This is a genomic window from Comamonas sp. MYb21, from assembly GCF_037479395.1.
Lineage (GTDB): Bacteria > Pseudomonadota > Gammaproteobacteria > Burkholderiales > Burkholderiaceae_C > Comamonas.
On the sequence record NZ_JBBGZC010000013.1, the window covers coordinates 16832 to 34923 of the forward strand.

Annotated in this window: 17 protein-coding genes; 9 read left to right on the forward strand and 8 right to left on the reverse strand. The window is 63.6% G+C overall.

Features of this window, described 5'->3' with window-relative positions; genetic code table 11:
* Positions 1-61: 61 nt before the first annotated feature.
* From cyoD to cyoA, 4 genes are read right to left on the reverse strand one after another with little or no spacing between them, the layout of a single operon-like run.
* The gene (gene cyoD, locus WH367_RS19045) at positions 62-490 is read right to left on the reverse strand and encodes a cytochrome o ubiquinol oxidase subunit IV (protein WP_116925060.1); all 429 of its coding nucleotides are present in this window, start codon (positions 488-490) and stop codon (positions 62-64) included.
* Complete coding sequence (gene cyoC, locus WH367_RS19050) at positions 491-1114, reverse strand: cytochrome o ubiquinol oxidase subunit III (protein ID WP_021026722.1); 624 nt, start codon at positions 1112-1114, stop codon at positions 491-493.
* Positions 1107-3110 (reverse strand): cytochrome o ubiquinol oxidase subunit I, encoded by a 2004-nt coding sequence (gene cyoB, locus WH367_RS19055; protein WP_027010869.1) that lies wholly within the window; start codon positions 3108-3110, stop codon positions 1107-1109. The genes cyoC and cyoB overlap by 8 nt, the downstream gene beginning before the upstream one ends.
* 30 nt (positions 3111-3140) lie before the next feature.
* Positions 3141-4196, reverse strand: a complete 1056-nt coding sequence (cyoA, locus tag WH367_RS19060; protein WP_339537233.1) for a ubiquinol oxidase subunit II — start codon at positions 4194-4196, stop codon at positions 3141-3143.
* Between the two features lie 187 nt (positions 4197-4383).
* Between cyoA and WH367_RS19065 the strand changes: the two genes are divergently transcribed.
* The gene (locus WH367_RS19065; protein ID WP_339537234.1) at positions 4384-5736 is read left to right on the forward strand and encodes an MFS transporter; all 1353 of its coding nucleotides are present in this window, start codon (positions 4384-4386) and stop codon (positions 5734-5736) included.
* A gap of 134 nt (positions 5737-5870) precedes the next feature.
* On the opposite strand, the gene WH367_RS19070 is transcribed toward WH367_RS19065, so the two are convergent.
* Positions 5871-7874: a peptidase U32 family protein gene (locus WH367_RS19070; protein WP_339537235.1), complete on the reverse strand. Its 2004-nt coding sequence runs from the start codon at positions 7872-7874 to the stop codon at positions 5871-5873.
* A gap of 151 nt (positions 7875-8025) precedes the next feature.
* Here WH367_RS19070 and WH367_RS19075 point away from each other — a divergent pair, with 151 nt between their 5' ends.
* From WH367_RS19075 to WH367_RS19085, 3 genes are read left to right on the forward strand one after another with little or no spacing between them, the layout of a single operon-like run.
* Positions 8026-8274, forward strand: coding sequence for a hypothetical protein (locus WH367_RS19075; RefSeq protein WP_339537236.1), 249 nt, complete (start codon positions 8026-8028; stop codon positions 8272-8274).
* A 50-nt stretch (positions 8275-8324) separates the two neighbouring features.
* Entirely contained in the window at positions 8325-9812 is a 1488-nt protein-coding gene (gene tadA / locus WH367_RS19080; protein WP_339537237.1) for a tRNA adenosine(34) deaminase TadA, read from the forward strand.
* A 58-nt stretch (positions 9813-9870) separates the two neighbouring features.
* On the forward strand, positions 9871-11112 hold the full coding sequence (locus WH367_RS19085) for a PLP-dependent transferase (RefSeq protein ID WP_339537238.1): 1242 nt from the start codon (positions 9871-9873) through the stop codon (positions 11110-11112).
* Between the two features lie 50 nt (positions 11113-11162).
* On the opposite strand, the gene WH367_RS19090 is transcribed toward WH367_RS19085, so the two are convergent.
* Positions 11163-11777 carry an arylesterase gene (locus tag WH367_RS19090; protein WP_052329953.1) on the reverse strand — a complete coding sequence of 205 codons (615 nt, stop codon included), beginning with the start codon at positions 11775-11777 and terminating at the stop codon, positions 11163-11165.
* A gap of 79 nt (positions 11778-11856) precedes the next feature.
* Between WH367_RS19090 and WH367_RS19095 the strand changes: the two genes are divergently transcribed.
* From WH367_RS19095 to WH367_RS19115, 5 genes are all read left to right on the forward strand, one after another.
* The gene (locus WH367_RS19095) at positions 11857-12570 is read left to right on the forward strand and encodes an ABC transporter ATP-binding protein (RefSeq protein ID WP_339537239.1); all 714 of its coding nucleotides are present in this window, start codon (positions 11857-11859) and stop codon (positions 12568-12570) included.
* A 128-nt stretch (positions 12571-12698) separates the two neighbouring features.
* Positions 12699-13295, forward strand: coding sequence for a phosphatase PAP2 family protein (locus tag WH367_RS19100; protein WP_339537240.1), 597 nt, complete (start codon positions 12699-12701; stop codon positions 13293-13295).
* Between the two features lie 3 nt (positions 13296-13298).
* Positions 13299-14915, forward strand: coding sequence for an ArnT family glycosyltransferase (locus WH367_RS19105; RefSeq protein ID WP_339537241.1), 1617 nt, complete (start codon positions 13299-13301; stop codon positions 14913-14915).
* A gap of 114 nt (positions 14916-15029) precedes the next feature.
* On the forward strand, positions 15030-15587 hold the full coding sequence (locus WH367_RS19110; protein WP_445228131.1) for an NADPH-dependent FMN reductase: 558 nt from the start codon (positions 15030-15032) through the stop codon (positions 15585-15587).
* 128 nt (positions 15588-15715) lie between these two features.
* Positions 15716-16384: an alpha/beta hydrolase gene (locus WH367_RS19115; RefSeq protein WP_339537243.1), complete on the forward strand. Its 669-nt coding sequence runs from the start codon at positions 15716-15718 to the stop codon at positions 16382-16384.
* A gap of 9 nt (positions 16385-16393) precedes the next feature.
* On the opposite strand, the gene WH367_RS19120 is transcribed toward WH367_RS19115, so the two are convergent.
* A complete protein-coding gene (locus tag WH367_RS19120; RefSeq protein ID WP_339537244.1) occupies positions 16394-17218 on the reverse strand; it encodes a M90 family metallopeptidase in 825 nt (274 codons plus the stop codon).
* 1 nt (position 17219) lies between these two features.
* Complete coding sequence (locus WH367_RS19125) at positions 17220-18077, reverse strand: UDP-2,3-diacylglucosamine diphosphatase (protein ID WP_339537245.1); 858 nt, start codon at positions 18075-18077, stop codon at positions 17220-17222.
* Between the last annotated feature and the right edge of the window lie 15 nt (positions 18078-18092).

The window sequence follows — 18092 nt, forward strand, 5'->3', positions numbered from 1 at the left end:
AAAGTGCGGAATGCCGGGGCTGGCCCTGCGCATTCCGTTGCGTTTCGTTGGTCAAAACAGCTTAGTGGTTGGTGTGGCCTTCGCTGGCAGCAGGTTGCTGCTGGGTCACGGCGGCCGGGTTGTGGTTGTGGCCAGGCATCATGTTGGTGTTCATGTGGTACATGACCCACAAGGTACCGGCCAGGGTCACAGCCACGAACACGATGGTGAAGATGGTGGACATCAGGGTCCAGCCGCCTTCGATCTTGCCGTTCATGTGCAGGAAGTAGACCATGTGCACGATGATCTGCACGACCGCGAAGAAGGCGATCACGACCACGGTGGTGGTGCGGTTCTCGAACACATCACCCATCACCACAGCGAACGGGATGGCCGTCAGGATGATCGACAGGAAAAAGCCGATCATGTAGCCCGAGAAGGTGCTGTGTGGGCCATCGTCATGACCGTGGTCATCGTGGCCGTGTGCTGCGTGGTTATGTTGTGCGCTCATTTACAGCACTCCCATCAAATATACGAAGGAGAAGACGCCGATCCAGACCACGTCCAAGAAGTGCCAGAACATCGACAGGCACATCAGGCGGCGGTTGTTCTCGCGGGTCAGGCCGTGCTTGCCGATTTGCAGCAGCAGCACCACCAGCCACACCAGACCAAAGGTCACGTGCAGACCGTGGGTGCCCACCAGTGCAAAGAAGGCCGACATCGCAGCGCTGCTCTGCGGGCCAGCGCCCACATGGATCAGGTGGTGGAACTCATAGAGTTCCACGCCCAGGAAACCGGCGCCAAACAGCATGGTGATGATCAGCCAGACGACGGTGCCCTTGACCGAGCCCTTTTGCTTGGCCAGCATGGCAAAGCCGAAGGTGATGGACGACAGCAGCAGCAAGGCGGTGTTGATGGCCACCAGGCTCAGGTCGAACAGCTCGGCGCCACCTGCGCCGCCTGCATAGTTGCGGCCCAGCGCGCCATAGGTGGCGAAGAGGGCAGCAAAGATCAGGCAGTCGCTCATCAGGTAGAGCCAGAAGCCCAGAGCGGTGCCATTTTCAACGTGCGGTTCTTCCTTGAGGAAGTAGTCACGGGTACCGGTCGCGCCGGCGAGGGTGTTGTGATTAGACATGGCGGGCCAACAGTTGGGTACGTTCTTCTTCGGTGGCTGCTACTTCGCTTGCAGGGATGTAGTAGTCACGCTTGTAGTTGAAGGTGTGGATGATCGAGACCAACACGATGCCGGCAAAGCTGATGCCTGCGATCCACCACATGTGCCAGATCATCGCGAAACCAAAGACCAGGGCGATCATCGAGATCACGAAGCCGGCGCCGGTGTTCTTGGGCATGTGGATTTCCACGAAACCGTCGAGCTTGCGCTTGTAGCTGTGCTTCTTCATGTCCCACCAGGCGTCGCTGTCATGCACGGCTGGCGTGAAGGCGAAGTTGTACTGGGGAGGAGGCGACGAGGTAGCCCATTCCAGCGTACGGCCGTTCCAGCAGTCACCGGTCACATCACGCAGCTGGTCGCGCTTGAGGTAGCTGACGAACAGTTGGATGAAGAAGCAGGCGATACCCAGAGCGATCAGCACGGCGCCGAAGGCAGCGATGATGAAATAGATCTGCAGCGAGGTGTCTTCGTAGTGGTTGACGCGGCGGGTCACACCCATCAGGCCCAGCACGTACAGCGGCGTGAACGCAACCCAGAAGCCGAAGAACCAGAACCAGAACGATGCCTTGCCCCAGAACTCATCGAGGCGGTAGCCGAAGGCCTTGGGGTACCAGTAGTTGATACCGGCGAACACGGCAAACACGACACCACCAATGATCACGTTGTGGAAGTGGGCGATCAGGAACAGCGAGTTGTGCAGCACGAAGTCAGCAGGCGGCACGGCCAGCAGCACACCGGTCATACCACCGATGGTGAAGGTCAGCATGAAGCCCACGGTCCACAGCATAGGCACGGTGAACTTGATGCGGCCACGGTACATCGTGAACAGCCAGTTGAAGATCTTGGCGCCGGTCGGGATCGAGATGATCATCGTCGTGATGCCGAAGAACGAGTTCACGCTGGCACCGGACCCCATGGTGAAGAAGTGGTGCAGCCACACCAGCCAGGACAGGATGGTGATACACACGGTCGCATACACCATCGAGGTGTAGCCGAACAGGCGCTTGCGCGAGAAGGTCGCAACGATTTCAGAGAACACGCCGAACGCAGGCAGGATCAGGATGTAGACCTCTGGGTGGCCCCAGATCCAGATCAGGTTCACGTACAGCATGGGGTTGCCGCCCAGCTCGTTGGTGAAGAAGTTGGTGCCGACGTAGCGGTCCAGGGTCATCAGCACCAGCACAGCGGTCAGGATCGGGAAGGAGGCGACGATCAGCGCGTTGGTGCACAGCGAGGTCCAGGTGAAGATAGGCATCTTCATCAGGTTCATACCAGGCGCGCGCATCTTGATGATGGTCACGATCAGGTTGATACCGGACAAGGTCGTTCCGACCCCGGCAATCTGCAGCGCCCAGATGTAGTAATCCAGACCCACGCCCGGGTGGTACTCGCCCAGACCCGACAGTGCCAGCCAGCCCAGGGTGGAGAACTCACCGACGAACAGCGAGGCCATCACCAGCACGGCGCCGGAGGTGGTCATCCAGAAGCTGAAGTTGTTCAGGAACGGGAAGGCCACGTCACGCGCACCGATTTGCAGCGGCACCAGATAGTTCATCAGGCCGGTCACAAAAGGCATGGCCACGAAGAAGATCATGATCACGCCGTGGGCGGTGAAGATCTGGTCGTAGTGGTGCGGGGGCAGGTAGCCCATCGATTCACCGGCGGCCAGCGCCTGCTGGCCACGCATCATGATCGCGTCGGCAAAGCCGCGCAGGAACATGACCAGGCCCAGGATCATGTACATGATCCCGATGTTCTTGTGGTCGATGGAGCAGATCCAGTTCTTCCACAGCGGACCCCAAAGCTTGAACTTGGTGATACCGGCGACGACCACGAGGCCGCCCAGGACCACGGCGATGAAGGTCCACAACACGATGGGCTCATGCACCATCGGTATGTCATTCCATGTCAGCCGCCCGAGGAGCGGGTCATGGCTTACGTTTGTAGCTACGGACATATTGAGTCTCTTTGAAAATTCTCGATGGGGTTACTGCGCCACGGGGGTGCCAGGCGCTGGCTCGCCCAGGGAGGCGACCACGGCAGGGGCGTTGGCCACCGTGCACACGTCGTCCTCAGGGATCAGCGAAACACTCTTGCCTGCAGCTGCACGGGCCTTCATGTTGGCCATCGCATCCTTGGCCATGATCTCGTCCATGCACATCTTGCCCGCTTCAACGCAGCGGTTGAGCACGGCGTGGTACAGGGTGCTGTCAACGGTGCTGAACAGGCGCACAGGATCGCGCTCGCTGGGCTTTTCCAGCTTCACGTATTCCGCACGGTCCAGGGTCGCGCCTTCGGTCTTGGCCTTCTGCACCCAGGCGTCGAAGTCGCCATTGCTCAGGCCGTGGAACTTGAAGGTCATGCCGGCAAAGCCCGAGCCGCTGTAGTGCGAGCTCATGCCCTTGTACACGCCAGGCTTGTTGATCACGGCGTTCAACTGCGTCTGCATCGATGGCATGGCATAGATCATGCCGGCCAGGTCAGGCACGTAGAAGGCGTTCATCGTGGTGGTGGCGGTCAGCTTGAAGCGGATCGGACGGTCCACGGGCGCAGCCAGCTCGTTGATGGTGGCAATGCCTTGCTCGGGGTAGATGAACAGCCACTTCCAGTCCATGGCCACCACTTCGACTTCCAGCGGCTTGACGTCTGCAGCCAGTGGGCGGTTGGCGTCAATGCGGTCCAGAGGACGGTAGGGGTCGAGCTTGTGGGTGTAGATCCAGGTCAGCGCGCCCAGCGCGATGATGATCAGCAGAGGAACGGACCAGATCACCAGCTCCAGCACCGTGGAGTGGTGCCACTCGGGATCGTAGTCGGCGGGCTCATTGCTTTCGCGGTACTTGAACGCGAACAAGAGGATCAGCACGATCACCGGAACGATGATGATCAGCATCAGCAACGTGGCGATGATCACCAGATTGCCGGACTGCGCCGCCACGTCACCCGCAGGGTTGAGAACGACGGTATTACAGCCTGCAAGGCTGGCGGCAACCAGTAACGCCGCAACGAGCCGTGAGGGCCCGTGAAGTTTTTTCAGATCAGGCATGCGAAAGGGCACGGCTAGCGCGCTTAGGTATAAACATGGATTGCAAAATCCCCCCAAATGTAAATGCTAGAGGCAGGCCTGTCGATTGGACATTTTGTCCTACGCCCTCTCAGAAAGTACCCAGCTAGGCTCCTGGTAAAGGTACGGTCTCAGCAGGCCGGTAACAGCTTGAGGAAGGAGCTTTTGTATGAGTAGTCTCGGTTACACAGCATCTCCTGTCGGCGGCACCCCCGGTGCTGATCCCCGTCCCCGTGCCCATTCTGAAGAAGATGTAACACCTGGCGAGATCGCGGTCGGGGTGATTATCGGCCGTTCGTCAGAGTATTTTGATTTTTTCGTATTTGGCATAGCGGCGGTCTTGGTCTTTCCAAGCGTCTTTTTTCCCAACTTTTCGCAGCTCAATGGCACGTTGCTGTCATTTGCGGTCTTTTCCATCGCTTTTGTCGCCAGACCGGTCGGCACCGCCATCTCGATGGCCATCCAGCGCCGCTGGGGACGTGCCGCCAAAATGACAGTCGCCCTGTTTTTGCTGGGTGTCTCCACGGTCGGTATCGCCTTTTTACCCGGGTATGAGGTACTGGGCCGCACCGCCATCTGGCTGCTGGCCCTGTTCCGCTTTGCGCAGGGCCTGGCACTGGGCGGCTCCTGGGATGGCCTGCCGTCGCTGCTGGCGATGAACGCGCCAAGCAACCGCCGAGGCTGGTACGCGATGATCGGCCAGCTGGGCGCGCCACTGGGCTTTGTGCTGGCCGCCGGCCTGTTCGCCTACCTGTACAGCGCGCTTTCGAAGGCCGAGTTTCTCAGCTTTGGCTGGCGCTACCCGTTCTATGTCGCTTTTGCGGTGAACGTGGTGGCCCTGTTTGCCCGGCTGCAGTTGGTGCTGGGCCAGACCTATACCCAGGCGATGCAGGAGCGCGAGCTCGAACCCGTCAGCGTCACCCGCCTGATCGACGAGGAGGGCAGCCACGTGGCCATCGGCGCCTTTGCCGCGCTGGCCAGCTTTGCGCTGTTCCACCTGGTCACCGTGTTTCCGCTGTCCTGGATTTCGCTCTATTCGGACCAGCCCATCACCCATGTGCTGGGGGTGCAGATTCTGGGGGCCTTCTGCGCGGCGCTGGCGATTGTGGCCTCGGGCAAGCTGGCAGACAGTTTTGGCCGGCGTAACACCCTGGGCGCGATGGCGGTGCTGATTGCACTGTTCAGCCTGGCGACGCCCAAGCTGCTGTCCAGCGGCGTGACCGGTAACAACATCTTCATCATCGTCGGCTTTGTGCTGCTGGGCCTGTCCTACGGCCAGTCGTCCGGCACGGTCACCGCCAACTTCTCGCCGCGCTTCCGCTACACCGGTGCTGCGCTGTCCACCGACATGGCCTGGCTGGTGGGCGCGGCCTTTGCACCGCTGGTGGCACTGGGCTTGTCGGCCAAGTTCGGCCTGATCGCTGTCTGCCTCTATCTGCTGTCGGGCGCCGTCTGTACCTTGGCGGCCCTGGGCATCAACCGTGCACTGGAGTCGCGCGAAAGCGCCGAGTCCAGCACCTGACCGGTTTTATCAAGGGACTGTCCATTGCGGACAGCCGGGACGAAGGATTGACCTGAGCTCCTGGGCCTTGGTGAAAAAAAAGCTGCAGAGCTTGGCTTCTGCAGCTTTTTTCTTGGTGCGGGCGGATCGCCCGCTCAAGTACGCACCACCGCAGGCCGGGTGCGGTAGAACTGCATCGGGAACTCCTGCATCTCCTTGGCATGCTGGTTGATGACCGAGCGTTTCATCTTGCCGACCACATGCATCTCGCAGGGCTTGCAGTCAAAGCGCAGGGTCAGCTTTTCCTTGCCATTGATCAGCTGCAGCGGCTCGGCCTTGATGGTGCCCTTGACGCCGATGACGCCCTTGGCCTGCTTGGGGCACAGGCTCATCGAGAAGCGCACGCAGTGCTTGGTGATCATCAGCGAGACTTCGCCTTCCTCTTCCTTGCTCTCGTAGGCCGCATCGATCACCTTGACGCCATGCTTGACATAGAAGTCATGCGCCTTCTGGTTGAACACATTGGACAGGTAGGTCAGCGTGTCTTCCGGGAAGGGCGCAGGCGGCTCCACCGGCAGCGCGCGCGGCAGGCGCACAAAGCCGGCCTCGCGGGCGGCTTCGAGCGCAGCCACAGCATCGCGGCGCAGCTGGTTCAGTGCAGAGGCGGGGATGAACCAGGGCTGGTCCAGCTGCAGGCTGATGTCATGCACCGAGAAAATCGTGGTGCCAAAGCGGCCCAACTGGTCGCGCAGGCTCGCTTCGGCCCGCTCGCTGTCGGTGGCGGCTTGGTGCGGCTGCACCAGGCTGGCGCTGCCGACAAAGCCGTCATCATCGGTCAGGGTCAGCGCAAAGCCATCCGGGGTCTGGCCGAGCTGGGCCCAAAGGCCAATGCGGCGCTCGCTGGATTTCTTGTCCAGGGTGCGTACCCAGGCCATGTCGCGGTTGCGGTTCACTTCCAGGCCCTTGCGCAGGTCCTTGAAACCGGCAATCGGGTCCTTGGGGAACACGCGCCACAGCGATTTCTTCGCATCCACCGATTCGGCACGGTTGATCTGCATGCCGACCAGCTCTTTTTGCAGGTCGTAGTAGCACAGGCCATCGCCGTTGTGCAGCACGGTGTCGCGGCTGGAGGCTTCGAGTTCGACAAAGTTCTCGCCCACCTTGGTGACCCAGCCGATCGCGCGGCCCGGGGTCTTGGGGGTGTCAAAGGCGCCGATATCGTCCTTGCGGCCATTGACAAAGTAATCGGTGAACTCGCGGTTGAAGTTCTGGTCCGGATCGGGCATGAAGCTGAAGCTGGTGCGGCCCGAGGAGGAACGCGCCAGCGGCGCATCCGAGAACTCGCGCTCTTCGATGATCTCGTCGAGCAGCTTGCGGTAGTGGGCAGTGATGTTCTTCACATAGCCCATGTCCTTGTAGCGCCCCTCGATCTTGAAGCTGCGCACACCGGCATCGATCAGCGCGCGCAGGTTGTCGCTCTGGTTGTTGTCCTTCATCGACAGCACATGCTTCTCATGCGCAATGATGCGGCCCTGGGCATCCAGCACCTCGTAGGGCAGGCGGCAGGCCTGGTTGCAATCGCCCCGGTTGGCGCTGCGGCCGGTGTGGGCGTGGGTGATGTAACACTGGCCCGAATAGGCCACGCACAGGGCGCCATGCACAAAGAACTCAATTGTCGTGCGGGCCGGGTCGGTCGCGGCACGCACGGCGGCAATCTGTTTCAGATCCAGCTCGCGCGCCACCACGATCTGCGACAGGCCGGCATCCTGCAGAAAGCGGGCTTTCTCAGGCGTGCGGATATCGCTTTGGGTCGAGGCATGCAACTGGATCGGCGGCAGGTCCAGCTCCAGCAGGCCCATGTCCTGGATGATCAGCGCGTCAGCCCCGGCTTCGTAGACCTGCCAGGCCATCTGGCGCGCGCCTTCCAACTCATCGTCGCGCAAGATGGTGTTGAGCGTGATGAAGATGCGGCTGCCAAAGCGGTGCGCGTGTTTGATCAGGCGCTCCAGGTCCCGGATGTCATTGCCCGCCGTCGCGCGCGCGCCAAAGGCCGGCCCTCCGATATAGACGGCATCGGCGCCATGGTTGATCGCTTCAATCCCGATATCGGCATCGCGGGCCGGGGAGAGCAGTTCGAGCTGGTGGGGCAGGAGGGACATAGGGGGCGCATTATCTCAGCAGAGTGCCGATATCCAGGGCCTGCGGTCAACATTGCCGATTTCCGCAATGGGCGGCTGATGCTTGGCCCTGCAGGTGGCAAGCCCTTGTGGGCTGATAATTGACGCTTTGTAAGCTGCGGGGGAGAAGTCCATGCGTGCGATTTTCGGTTTAGCGGGAGTGCTGGTGGTCATGGCCATCATTGCCGCTTTGATGAAGCAGAACCTGCATGGCACGGGTGCCGATCCGTCAGCAGCGAACAGCACCTCGGTGACGGTTCCCAGCATCGACACGAGCGGCAACGTCCATACGCAAAGCAAGCAGATTCAACAGCAGGTGCGCGATGAGCTAAACAATGCACTGCAGCAAGATGACCAGCGGCTCAAGGATGCCGACCAATGACAGCATATGACTGCCGGGCCTTGGCGGCAGCCTTTGGGGCGAGGGTCTGAATGTCTTTGTTTCCTATCACTCTAGTCCCCCAGCCTGGTGATGCGCACTGGATGCGCGCTGCGCTGGAGCAGGCGCGCGCTGCGTCCGACGCTGGCGAAGTGCCCGTGGGTGCCGTGGTGGTGCGTGATGGCCAGATCGTCGGCCGGGGCTTTAACCACCCGATTGGCGCACACGACCCCAGCGCCCATGCCGAGATCGAGGCGCTGCGCGATGCGGCCAAGCGCCTGGGCAATTACCGGCTCGATGGCTGTACCTTGTATGTCAGCTTGGAGCCCTGCGCGATGTGCGCTGGCGCCATCTTGCATGCGCGTCTGGACCGCGTGGTCTGGGGCGCTGCCGAGCCGCGCACCGGCGCTGGCGGATCAGTGCTGGACCTGTTTGCGCAGGCTGCACTGAACCACCACACCGCCGTGACCATGGGGGTGTTGGCAGACGAGGCAGCAGCCCTGCTCACCGAGTTTTTTGGCAAGCGCCGCGTGCAGCAAAAGCAGCAGGCGCTGGCGGGCCATCCGCTGCGTGATGACGCACTGCGCACCTCCGATGCACTGTTTGCCCCCGCACTGGATTGCGCCTGCCCCAGCTGCTTTTACAGCGATTGGCCGGCCTTGGGCGGCCTGCGCCTGCATGCCAAAGACAGCGCGGGCCAGAACCCACCGCCATCTGCCGCTGCCCGGCAATGGCTGCTGCTGCCCGGCCTGCCGGCGCAGCAAGGCCTGTTTCGCGAACTGGCAGCCGGCCTGGCCGCGCGGGGTGACCGCGTGCTGGCACCCGATTGGCTGGGCCTGGGGCGCAGCGACAAGCCCAAAAAGGAACAACGGCTGGGCGATGCGCAGCAGCTGGCGATGCTGCAAGACCTTATCCAGCATTTGCATCTGGATGGCGAACGGGGGCTGGTCGTCGTGGCCCATGGCGATGCCGCGCGCCTGGCCCAGGCCCTGGTGGCGCAGCAGGCTGCGCTGGGCAAGCCCGTGCAAGGGCTGTGGCTGATCAACCCGCCCAACGCCGCAGTGCCGAGCGCCGACTACCGGCTCTGGCTGGAGCAGGTGGCGCGCAAGCCGGCGCTGGATATCGCCGCCGCTCTAGGCAGTAGCGCCATGGGTGCGGCCCTGGATGCGGACCGCCAGCAGTGGGCGGCGCAGTTCCCCGACAAGGGCTACCGCGCAGGGCTGCGGGCCTGGGCACGCGATGCCTTGGCGGCGCTGGATGCACCCGTGGTGATGCCGAGCGCATCCGCGCAAACACTGCCCGTTCTAGTGAGCATGGGTGAGCAAGCCTGTTGGTGGCCAGCACCTGTGGATGGACTCGATGCCTGGCTGGCGGCGGTCACTACTGCCTCTGGCGGCATTGGGCCGCTGGCTTGGCAGCGCTGCGCTGGCGGCGACTGGCTGCCCTTGCAAAACAGCGCGGCACTGCTGCAGGCCAGCCGCTTCTTTGAGGCGGGTGCCAACCCTGCAGCGCTGGGCTTGGTGGCAGCGGCTTGGCGCTGAGCCTATCTGCTGCACAATAGCCCGCAGCTGTTCCGTTTTCTGACCGACTTTTTTTGCTATGAGCTCCACCCCCAAAAACCAGGCACCGATCACCGGCATCATCCACCACCCCTATGCGCCAGATGCGCCGTTTGCAGCGCCGCAGCCCGGCGTGTTCAAGGCGTCGAGCGTGTTCTTCCCCAACGTGGCGGCAATGCGCAGCTGGGACTGGAAAGACAAGAGCGCCTTCACCTATGGCCTGCACGGCACGCCCACCACCTACATCCTGGAAGAGCGCATTGCCACGCTGGAAGGCGGCAGCCACTGCGTGCTGGTGCCCAGCGGCCTGGCATCGATCTCGGTGATTGGCCTGGCGCTGCTCAAGAGCGGCGACCATGTGCTGCTGCCCGACAACGTCTACGGCCCGAGCAAGGGCTTTGCCGAGAGCGAGCTGCAGCGCTTTGGCGTCAGCATCGGCTACTACGACCCGATGCGCGTGGACCATTGCGCCAGCCTGATCCAGGACAACACCCGCCTGGTGTGGCTGGAGGCGGCCGGCTCGGTCAGCATGGAGTTCCCTGATCTGGTGGGCCTTGTGCGCCTGTGCCAGCAAAAAGGCATTGCCACGGCGCTGGACAACACCTGGGGCGCGGGCCTGGCCTTCAACTGCTTTGACCTGGATGGCGACGGCAGCTACAGCACGGGCGTGGATGTGTCGGCGCATTCGCTCACCAAGTACCCCAGCGGTGGCGGTGATGTGCTGATGGGCTCCATCGTGACGCGTGATGCCGCCGTGCACCGCAAGGTGCAGGCCACGCATATGCACCTGGGCCTGGGCGTGGGGGTGAACGATATCGAAACCGTGCTGCGCAGCCTGCCCAGCCTGGCGCTGCGCTACCACGCGCAAGATGCGGCGGCCCGGCAGTTGGCCGCCTTCATGGCCGAGCAGCCCGCCGTGGTGCAGCTGCTGCACCCGGCCTTTGCCGGATCGCCGGGCCATGCGCATTGGCAGCAGCTCTGTGGCGCGGGCAGCGTGGCGGGCAAGCAGGGCGCAGCCGCAGGGCTCTTTAGCGTGGTGATCGATCCGCGCTACAGCCAGCAGCAGATCGACCTGTTCTGCGAGAGCCTGCATCTGTTCAAGCTGGCCTATAGCTGGGGCGGCCCGATCAGCCTGGTGGTGCCCTACAAGATTGGCAGCATGCGCGCGCTGAGCGAATCGCAGCTGCAGCCGGGCACGGTGGTGCGCTTTTCGATCGGACTCGAAGATGCAAACGACCTGCAACAGGATCTGGCGCAAGCGCTGCAAAAAGCCTTTGGCTAAGGGTTAGATCCCAACCTATAAACGCCGCCAGCACCGCGCTGGCGACATTTTTATTTCATCAGCTTTTGCAGCTCGGGCCAGACATTGGCCAGCAGTTGCGGGTGGGCGCTGGCCAGTGGGTGGATGCGGTCGGCCTGGAAGTTCTTTTCCGCGTTGGGCACATCGGCCACGCCATGCAGCAAAAAGGGCACGACAGCGGTTTTCTTCTCGCGCGCCAGGCTGGTAAAGACCTGGGCAAAGTCCGTGGTGTATTTGCTGCCGTAGTTGGGCGGCACCTGCATGCCCAGCAGCAGCACCTGGGCGCCAGCCTTTTGGGCGCTGTCCACCATCGCCGCCAGGTTGGCCTGGGTGCTGGCCAGCGGCAGGCCGCGCAGCGCATCGTTGGCACCGAGCTCCAGCACGACGATCCCGGGTTTGTGCTGCGTCAGCAGCTGGCCAAAGCGGGCCCGGCCGCCGGCGGTGGTGTCACCGCTGATGCTGGCGTTGTGCACCTGGTAGGCGTTGGCGTTTTTGCTTTGTTCGAGCTTGTCCTGCAGCAGCGCCACCCAGCCGGTGCCGCGAGCAATGCCGTATTCGGCGCTGATCGAGTCGCCCACGACCAAAATCGTGGCGGGCGCCTGTGGTGCAGCCGCCTGTGCTGTAAAACCTATAGCGGCGGAGGACATCATTGACAACGCTACGATGCTGCGAAGACACCGGCGTCGCGTGACGGGTGTTCGATCATTGGAGGAAAGATTGGTTGTCATGACAGATGCAGTGCTTTCTCAATCGCAGGCGCCTGAGGCGGTGTTGGTGGCCCAGGGCCTGGGTAAATCGGTCTCGGATTCGACCGGCAGTTTGACCATTCTGCGTGATGTGGACTTTAGCATCACGCAGGGAGAAACCGTCGCGATTGTCGGTGCATCGGGCTCGGGCAAAAGCACCTTGCTGTCGATCCTGGCGGGCCTTGATACGCCCAGCGTGGGCACGGTGCGGATTGCAGGCCAGGACCTGTTTGCGCTGAGCGAGGATGACCGGGCTGCGCTGCGTGCGCGCACGATGGGATTTGTGTTTCAGAACTTTCAATTGATGGGCAATTTGACGGCGCTGGAAAACGTGATGCTGCCCCTCGAGTTGGCCGGCCAGCGCGATGCCCGCAAGCAGGCGACCGCCATGCTCGAGCGCGTGGGCCTGGGCCAGCGCCTGTCGCACTACCCCAAGCTGCTGTCGGGTGGCGAGCAGCAGCGCGTGGCACTGGCCCGCGCCTTTGTCGTGCAGCCTGCCGTGCTGCTGGCCGACGAGCCCACCGGCAGCCTGGACTTTGCCACCGGCGAAGCCGTGATGCAGCTGGTGATGGACCTGAACCGCGAAGCGGGCACCACCTTGATCATGGTGACGCACGACCGCGCCATTGCCGCTCAGTGCCAGCGCGTGATCACTATCGCCGCCGGTGCCGTCGTGCAAGACAGCCGCATTTAAATTCTTTATCGTCTTTTTTCATGCATTAAGACATCGGTAAGCTCCGCCCGCCACAGTGCCAACCTACAGAGTGCGCTGTTGCCGGGTGAACACCCATCCAGAGCGGCCTTCTGCGTGAGAGGTTTGCGATGGAAGCATTGAATCTGCAATGGTTTGCATGGATGGCCGGGGGCTTTGCACCGACGGCCTGGGTGTTGGAGCTGGCCCGATGGCTGGGCATGGACGGCGTTGCGCTGGCAGGGGCCGCGCTGCTGTGGCTGTGGTGGAAGCGGCCGGCCGACCGCCTGTACCTGCTGGGCAGCATGCTGTGCTGCGCCGCTGCCGTGTTGCTGGCGCACCGGCTCGCCGTCTGGCTGGGGCATCCCCGCCCCTTCGTGATGGGGCTGAGCCCCGCCTATATTGACCATGCCGCCCGGGGCTCACTGCCCAGCGCGCATGCCAGTTCACTCTTTACTCTGGGCTTTTGCCTGCTATGGCTGCGGCAGTTGCGCCTGGGCGGCGCCGCCATCGTGGCCGTGGCGCTGGCGGTGAGCTGGGGCCGGGTGTACTGCGGCGTGCATTTTCCGCTTGATATCGCAGCCGGCGCGGCGCTGGGCGGGGTGATTGCGCTGTTGTACGGCTGGCTGTGGCGGCATGCCGGGCCGGTGGTGCAAGACCCTGCCGAGCTCGCGTTGCAAGACGCCGCAGCGCCACGCCCTGCGTCGCAGGCGGCATCGCTGGAGTAGGGCATGCACAGCCTTGCTTCTGCGCGGGCCATGCCCGCCCGCTTTGCCTGGACGATCGAGGCCCGCATGGCGGTCCTGGTGGCACTGTGGCTGCTGGTGCTGGCCTGGCTGCGGCCGCTCAGCGATCCGGATGAGGGCAGGTACGCCGTGGCTGCGTTGCAGATGCTGCGCAGCGGCGACTGGGTGACGCCTGCGCTCAACGGCCTGCCGTTTTTCCACAAGCCGCCGCTGTACTACTGGCTGGCGGCCACCGGCTTCCAGCTTGCGGGTGTGCATGAATGGGTGGCGCGCCTGCCATCGCTCTTGGGCGCATGGCTGGCGGCCATGTCCTTGTTGGTCCTGCTCAAGCGCTATGCCAGCCAGTCGGTGGCCGTGGCTGCGGCCGTGGTGCTGGTCACCATGCCCTATACCTATATGGCCGCGCAGTACGCCAATATGGACATGCTGTTGGCCGGCTGCCTGACGGCTTGCATCTGCAGCGCCGCAATGGCGACCCTGGAGGCGCGCCAGGCCACCGGCCGTATCCGGGGCATGGCCTGGATGGGCTGGCTGGCTGCGGCGGGCGCCTGGGCCGGGTTGGGTTTTTTGGCCAAGGGCCTGATTGCGCTGGTGCTGCCCGGTATGGTCTGGGCCCTCTGGCTGGTCTGGGACCGGCGCTGGCGCCAATGGTGGCTGCCTTTGCACGCAGCGGCATGGCTGCCGGTGCTGCTGATTGCTGGCCCCTGGGTGTTCATGGCGCAACAGCGCCACAGCGGTTTTTTCCACTACTTTTTTGTCACCCAGCACTTTCAGCGCTACACCGGCAGCAGCTTTAACAACCCCCAGCACTGGTGGTTCTATCTCGCGGTGATCGCGCTGGCCGCCTTGCCCTGGACCGGCTGGGCGCTGGCTGCTGGCTGGCGCAGCTGGAGGCGCAAACAAACTGCCGCACCGGTATCGCTGCCAGCAGCACGGCCTGCAACGCCGGCTTTCGTGCAAAGCCTGGACCGGCTGATGCTGGTCTGGTTTGCCGTCATTGTGCTGTTCTTCTCGGTGCCCCACAGCAAGATCGTGGGCTATGTGCTGCCGGCGCTGCCACCGCTGGCCTACGCGGTGGTGCGTCTGGTGCAAGCGGCTGGCTGGCAGCGCTGGGGCCGGCGCACTGCGGCCCTGGCCGCGCTGTTGTGTATGGCGCTGGCGGTGGTATTGGGCACGGTGGCCGTGCCTGCGAAGGCCCAGTGGCGCGCACTGCGCAGCCTGCCGGTGCAGTCGGCGGACCGGCTGGTGATGCTGGAGCACCTGTACTACGAAGTGCCTTTTTACCTGCCCGCGATGGCCGATCCGCTGGTGGTGGACGACTGGCGCACCGAAGGCCAGCAGGCCGACAACTGGAAAAAGGAGCTGAGCGATGCCGCGCAATTTGCGCCGCAGCTGGGCAGCCGTGTCTTGCTGGATGCGCAGGGCTTGCAGGCCTATGCCTGCGCGCATCCACAGCAGCGCCTGTGGGTGGTGGGCAGCGCCGAGGCCGCCCAGCGCCAGATGCCGGTGGTGGCGGCTGCTGCACCAGCCCTGCACCTGGGCAGCACCCAGGTCTGGCAGCTGCAGGCAGGCCAGGCCTGCGGCAGTGGCATCGCGAAGTGAGTCACCGCGCGGCCATGGCCGCGCTGTTCGCCTTGGCCTACATCGGTCGTCACCAAGCAGGGGTATAACCAGAGGCTTTCCTCTCCTCTGCATGTCCTGAAAGTGAGAATGACCGTGGCAAAACCCCAAATTGGCGTGATCGTTGGCAGCAACAGCAAGACCTCGATCAACAAGCAACTGGCCCATGGCCTGGTGAACCTGGTGCAGGACCAGGCGGACTTCGAGTTCCTGGATCTGAGCGCGCTGCCCTTCTACAACCGCGACGACGATGCCGACGCCTACCCGGCGGCATTTACCGCTTTCAAAGACAAGGTGCGCAGCAAGAACGGCATCCTGTTTGTGACACCCGAGCACAACCGCTCGGTGCCGGCCTACCTGAAAAACGCGCTGGACGGCGCCAGCCGCCCCTATGGCAGTGGCGCATGGAACGGCATCCCCGCCGGAATCATTGGCACCTCCACGGGTGGCCCGGCAACGGCGATGGCCCAGCAGCATCTGCGCAATATTCTGGTGTTTCTGGACATGCCGGCAATGGCGCAGCCCGAAGGCTTTATCCGCTGGACCGATGGCCTGGTCAGCGCCGATGGCAAGGTGGCCGATGCCAGCGAAAAGTTCTTGCGCAGCTACATGGAGCGCTTTCTGGCCTGGGTGGCTCTGCACCCGAAGAAATAAGCCATCAGCGCTGGGTAGGGGGCGCCAGCGACGGCGCCCCAGCCACCGCAAGGCGTTTTGCTGTGGTTGCCACCATGGTTGCAAAGGCTGCGGTACGATGCAGCCAATTTTTTTCGACCAAGGCTGCCATGTTGAACCTTCCCCTTCACCACTTGTACCGCGCCGCTGCGGTGGATACCCCAGCACCTTGGCTGCTGGTGCTGATGCATGGCGTGGGCAGCAACGAGCAGGATCTGTTTGGCCTGGCGGGCATGGTGCCACCGGCTTTCCATGTGCTGAGCCTGCGCGCGCCCTACACCCTTGGCCCCAGCAGCTATGCCTGGTTCCAGTTTGGCGTGAACCCCGACGGCAGCCGCACCATCGACACCGCGCAGGAAAAAGCCAGCCGCGCGCTTGTCGCACAGACCTGTGCCGAGGCAGCCCAGGCCTTGCAGATACCGGCCCAGCGGGTGGTGGTGGGTGGTTTCAGCCAGGGCGGCATCATGTCGCTGTCGGCGCTGCTGACCCAGCCGCAGCTGCTGCAGGCCATCATGGTGTGGCACAGCCGCCTTGTGCCCGAGATTGCGGCAGAGCAGGTCGCCCCGGCGCAACTGGCTGGGCGCCAAGCCTGGATCAGCCATGGCACGGCCGACAATGTGATTCCGCTGGCGCAGGCCCATGCGATTCGCGCAGCGCTGCAGGCCACGCCGCTGGAGCTGCGCTACCACGAGTACCCCTGCCGCCATGAGCTGCACCCGCAAGAGCTGCAAGACAGCATGGCCTGGCTGCAGGCGCTGACGCAGGCGCAGCGCGGCTAAGGTCCGTATTTAGCCGGCGCCCGGCCGGAACAACCCGGCCAGCATGCGGTCGAGCTGTGGCCATTCCTGCGCGAAGTGGCTGCGGTTGACAAAGAAGGCCTCGCAGGCCACTGCAAAGAACTCGGCCGGTGCAGTGGCGCCATAGCTGTCCAGCCAGGGCGCGGGCTCGCCAAAGCGCTGGGATTTGGCGATCGCATGGCGAAAGGCGTCAAAAGCCGATGCCCAGGTGCGCTCCCAGGTCTGGCGTGCTTCGGCGGCGCTCGCCAGGCCCAGAAAATGGCCGGGCAGCGAGGGGTAGCCATCGGCACCGCCATTGCGCATATCGATCTTGTGGCAGAACTCGTGGATGACGACGCTGGTGCCGCGCTCGTTTTGCTGCAGCGGGTCCTGCGCGATGGCCGCCCAGCTCAGGGTGACAGGGCCATGCTGCATCGCTTCGCCTTCGAGCATCATGCGCCGGTGCGACACCAGGCCCGCCTCGTCGTGCATGTCGCGCGCAGCCACCATCGTGCCGGGGTGCACGACGATGCCGACAAAATCATCGTAGAGCGCAATCGCCTGCTGCGCCTCACCCCGGTGCAGCAGCGGCACGCAGGCCTGCGCGGCAATGGTCAGCGCCATCACATCGCTCACCACCAGGCCATGCGCGCCCGAGAACTGTTTTTGGCGCAGAAACAGCGCGCTCAAGGCGCGCAGCTTGGCTTTTTCTTCGAGCGACAGCGCTTGCAGGAACGGGTATTTTTGCAGCACCTGCAACCACAGGGCGGCGGGGATTTCGGGCACGGGGCGCGCCAGCGCGCGCAGACGTGACCAGGTGCGCTGCAGCCAGGCCATCTCAGCGTCCTTGCTGTGGCGGCCGGGCCAGGTAATCGGCCAGCGCGATACGCTGCAGGCCGGCGGCATCGATGCGCAGCACTTCGGCGCGGGCGGGTTCCAGGTCGGTGTCCCAGTCGCTCAGCACCAGGCGCTCGTGGCCGGCATCCAGCGCGTGGCGGGCAGGGCGATGGGTGTGGCCGTGGATCAGCGTGGGCGCCTGGGCCTGCTGCAACCAGGCGAGAGCAGCCTGGGTATCCACATCGGCAGTGATCACTTCGCGCATGCGGCGCGCTTCACTTTGGCTGCGCATGGCGCCAGCGAGCTGGCGGCGCTGGGCCAGCGGTTGGGCCAGAATTTGCTGCTGCCAGGCGGGGCTGCGTGCCACCGCACGAAAGCGTTGGTATTCGGTATCTTCCACGCACAGCGCATCGCCATGGCTGAGCAGCCAGCGCTGGCCGAGAAAAGTGAGGCAGCTGGGATCGGGCAGCAATTGCATGCCGCTGCGCTCGGCAAACTGCGCGCCGATGAGAAAGTCGCGGTTGCCGTGCATGAAGAACAGGGCGCGCTGGCCACTGGCTTCGCGCAAGCTCTGGGCGCAGGCCGCTTCAAAGCTGCCGGTCTCGTCCAGCGCATCGTCGCCGACCCAGGCTTCAAACAAATCGCCCAGCATGAAGATCGCATCTGCCGTGCTGGCTTGCAGGTACCGCTGCCAGCTGTGCCAGGTCAGTGGCAGCTGGGGTTGCAGATGCAGATCGGAGATGAATTCGATGCTGCGCCAGGCGGGGGGCGCAGCGAAGGCATGGACTGCCGTGGTGGCCAACTGGGCGCGCAGCGCCTCATGGGGGTCTGCGGCGCGGGTGTCGGTTGGGCTGTCCATGCAAATGGTGGCGCC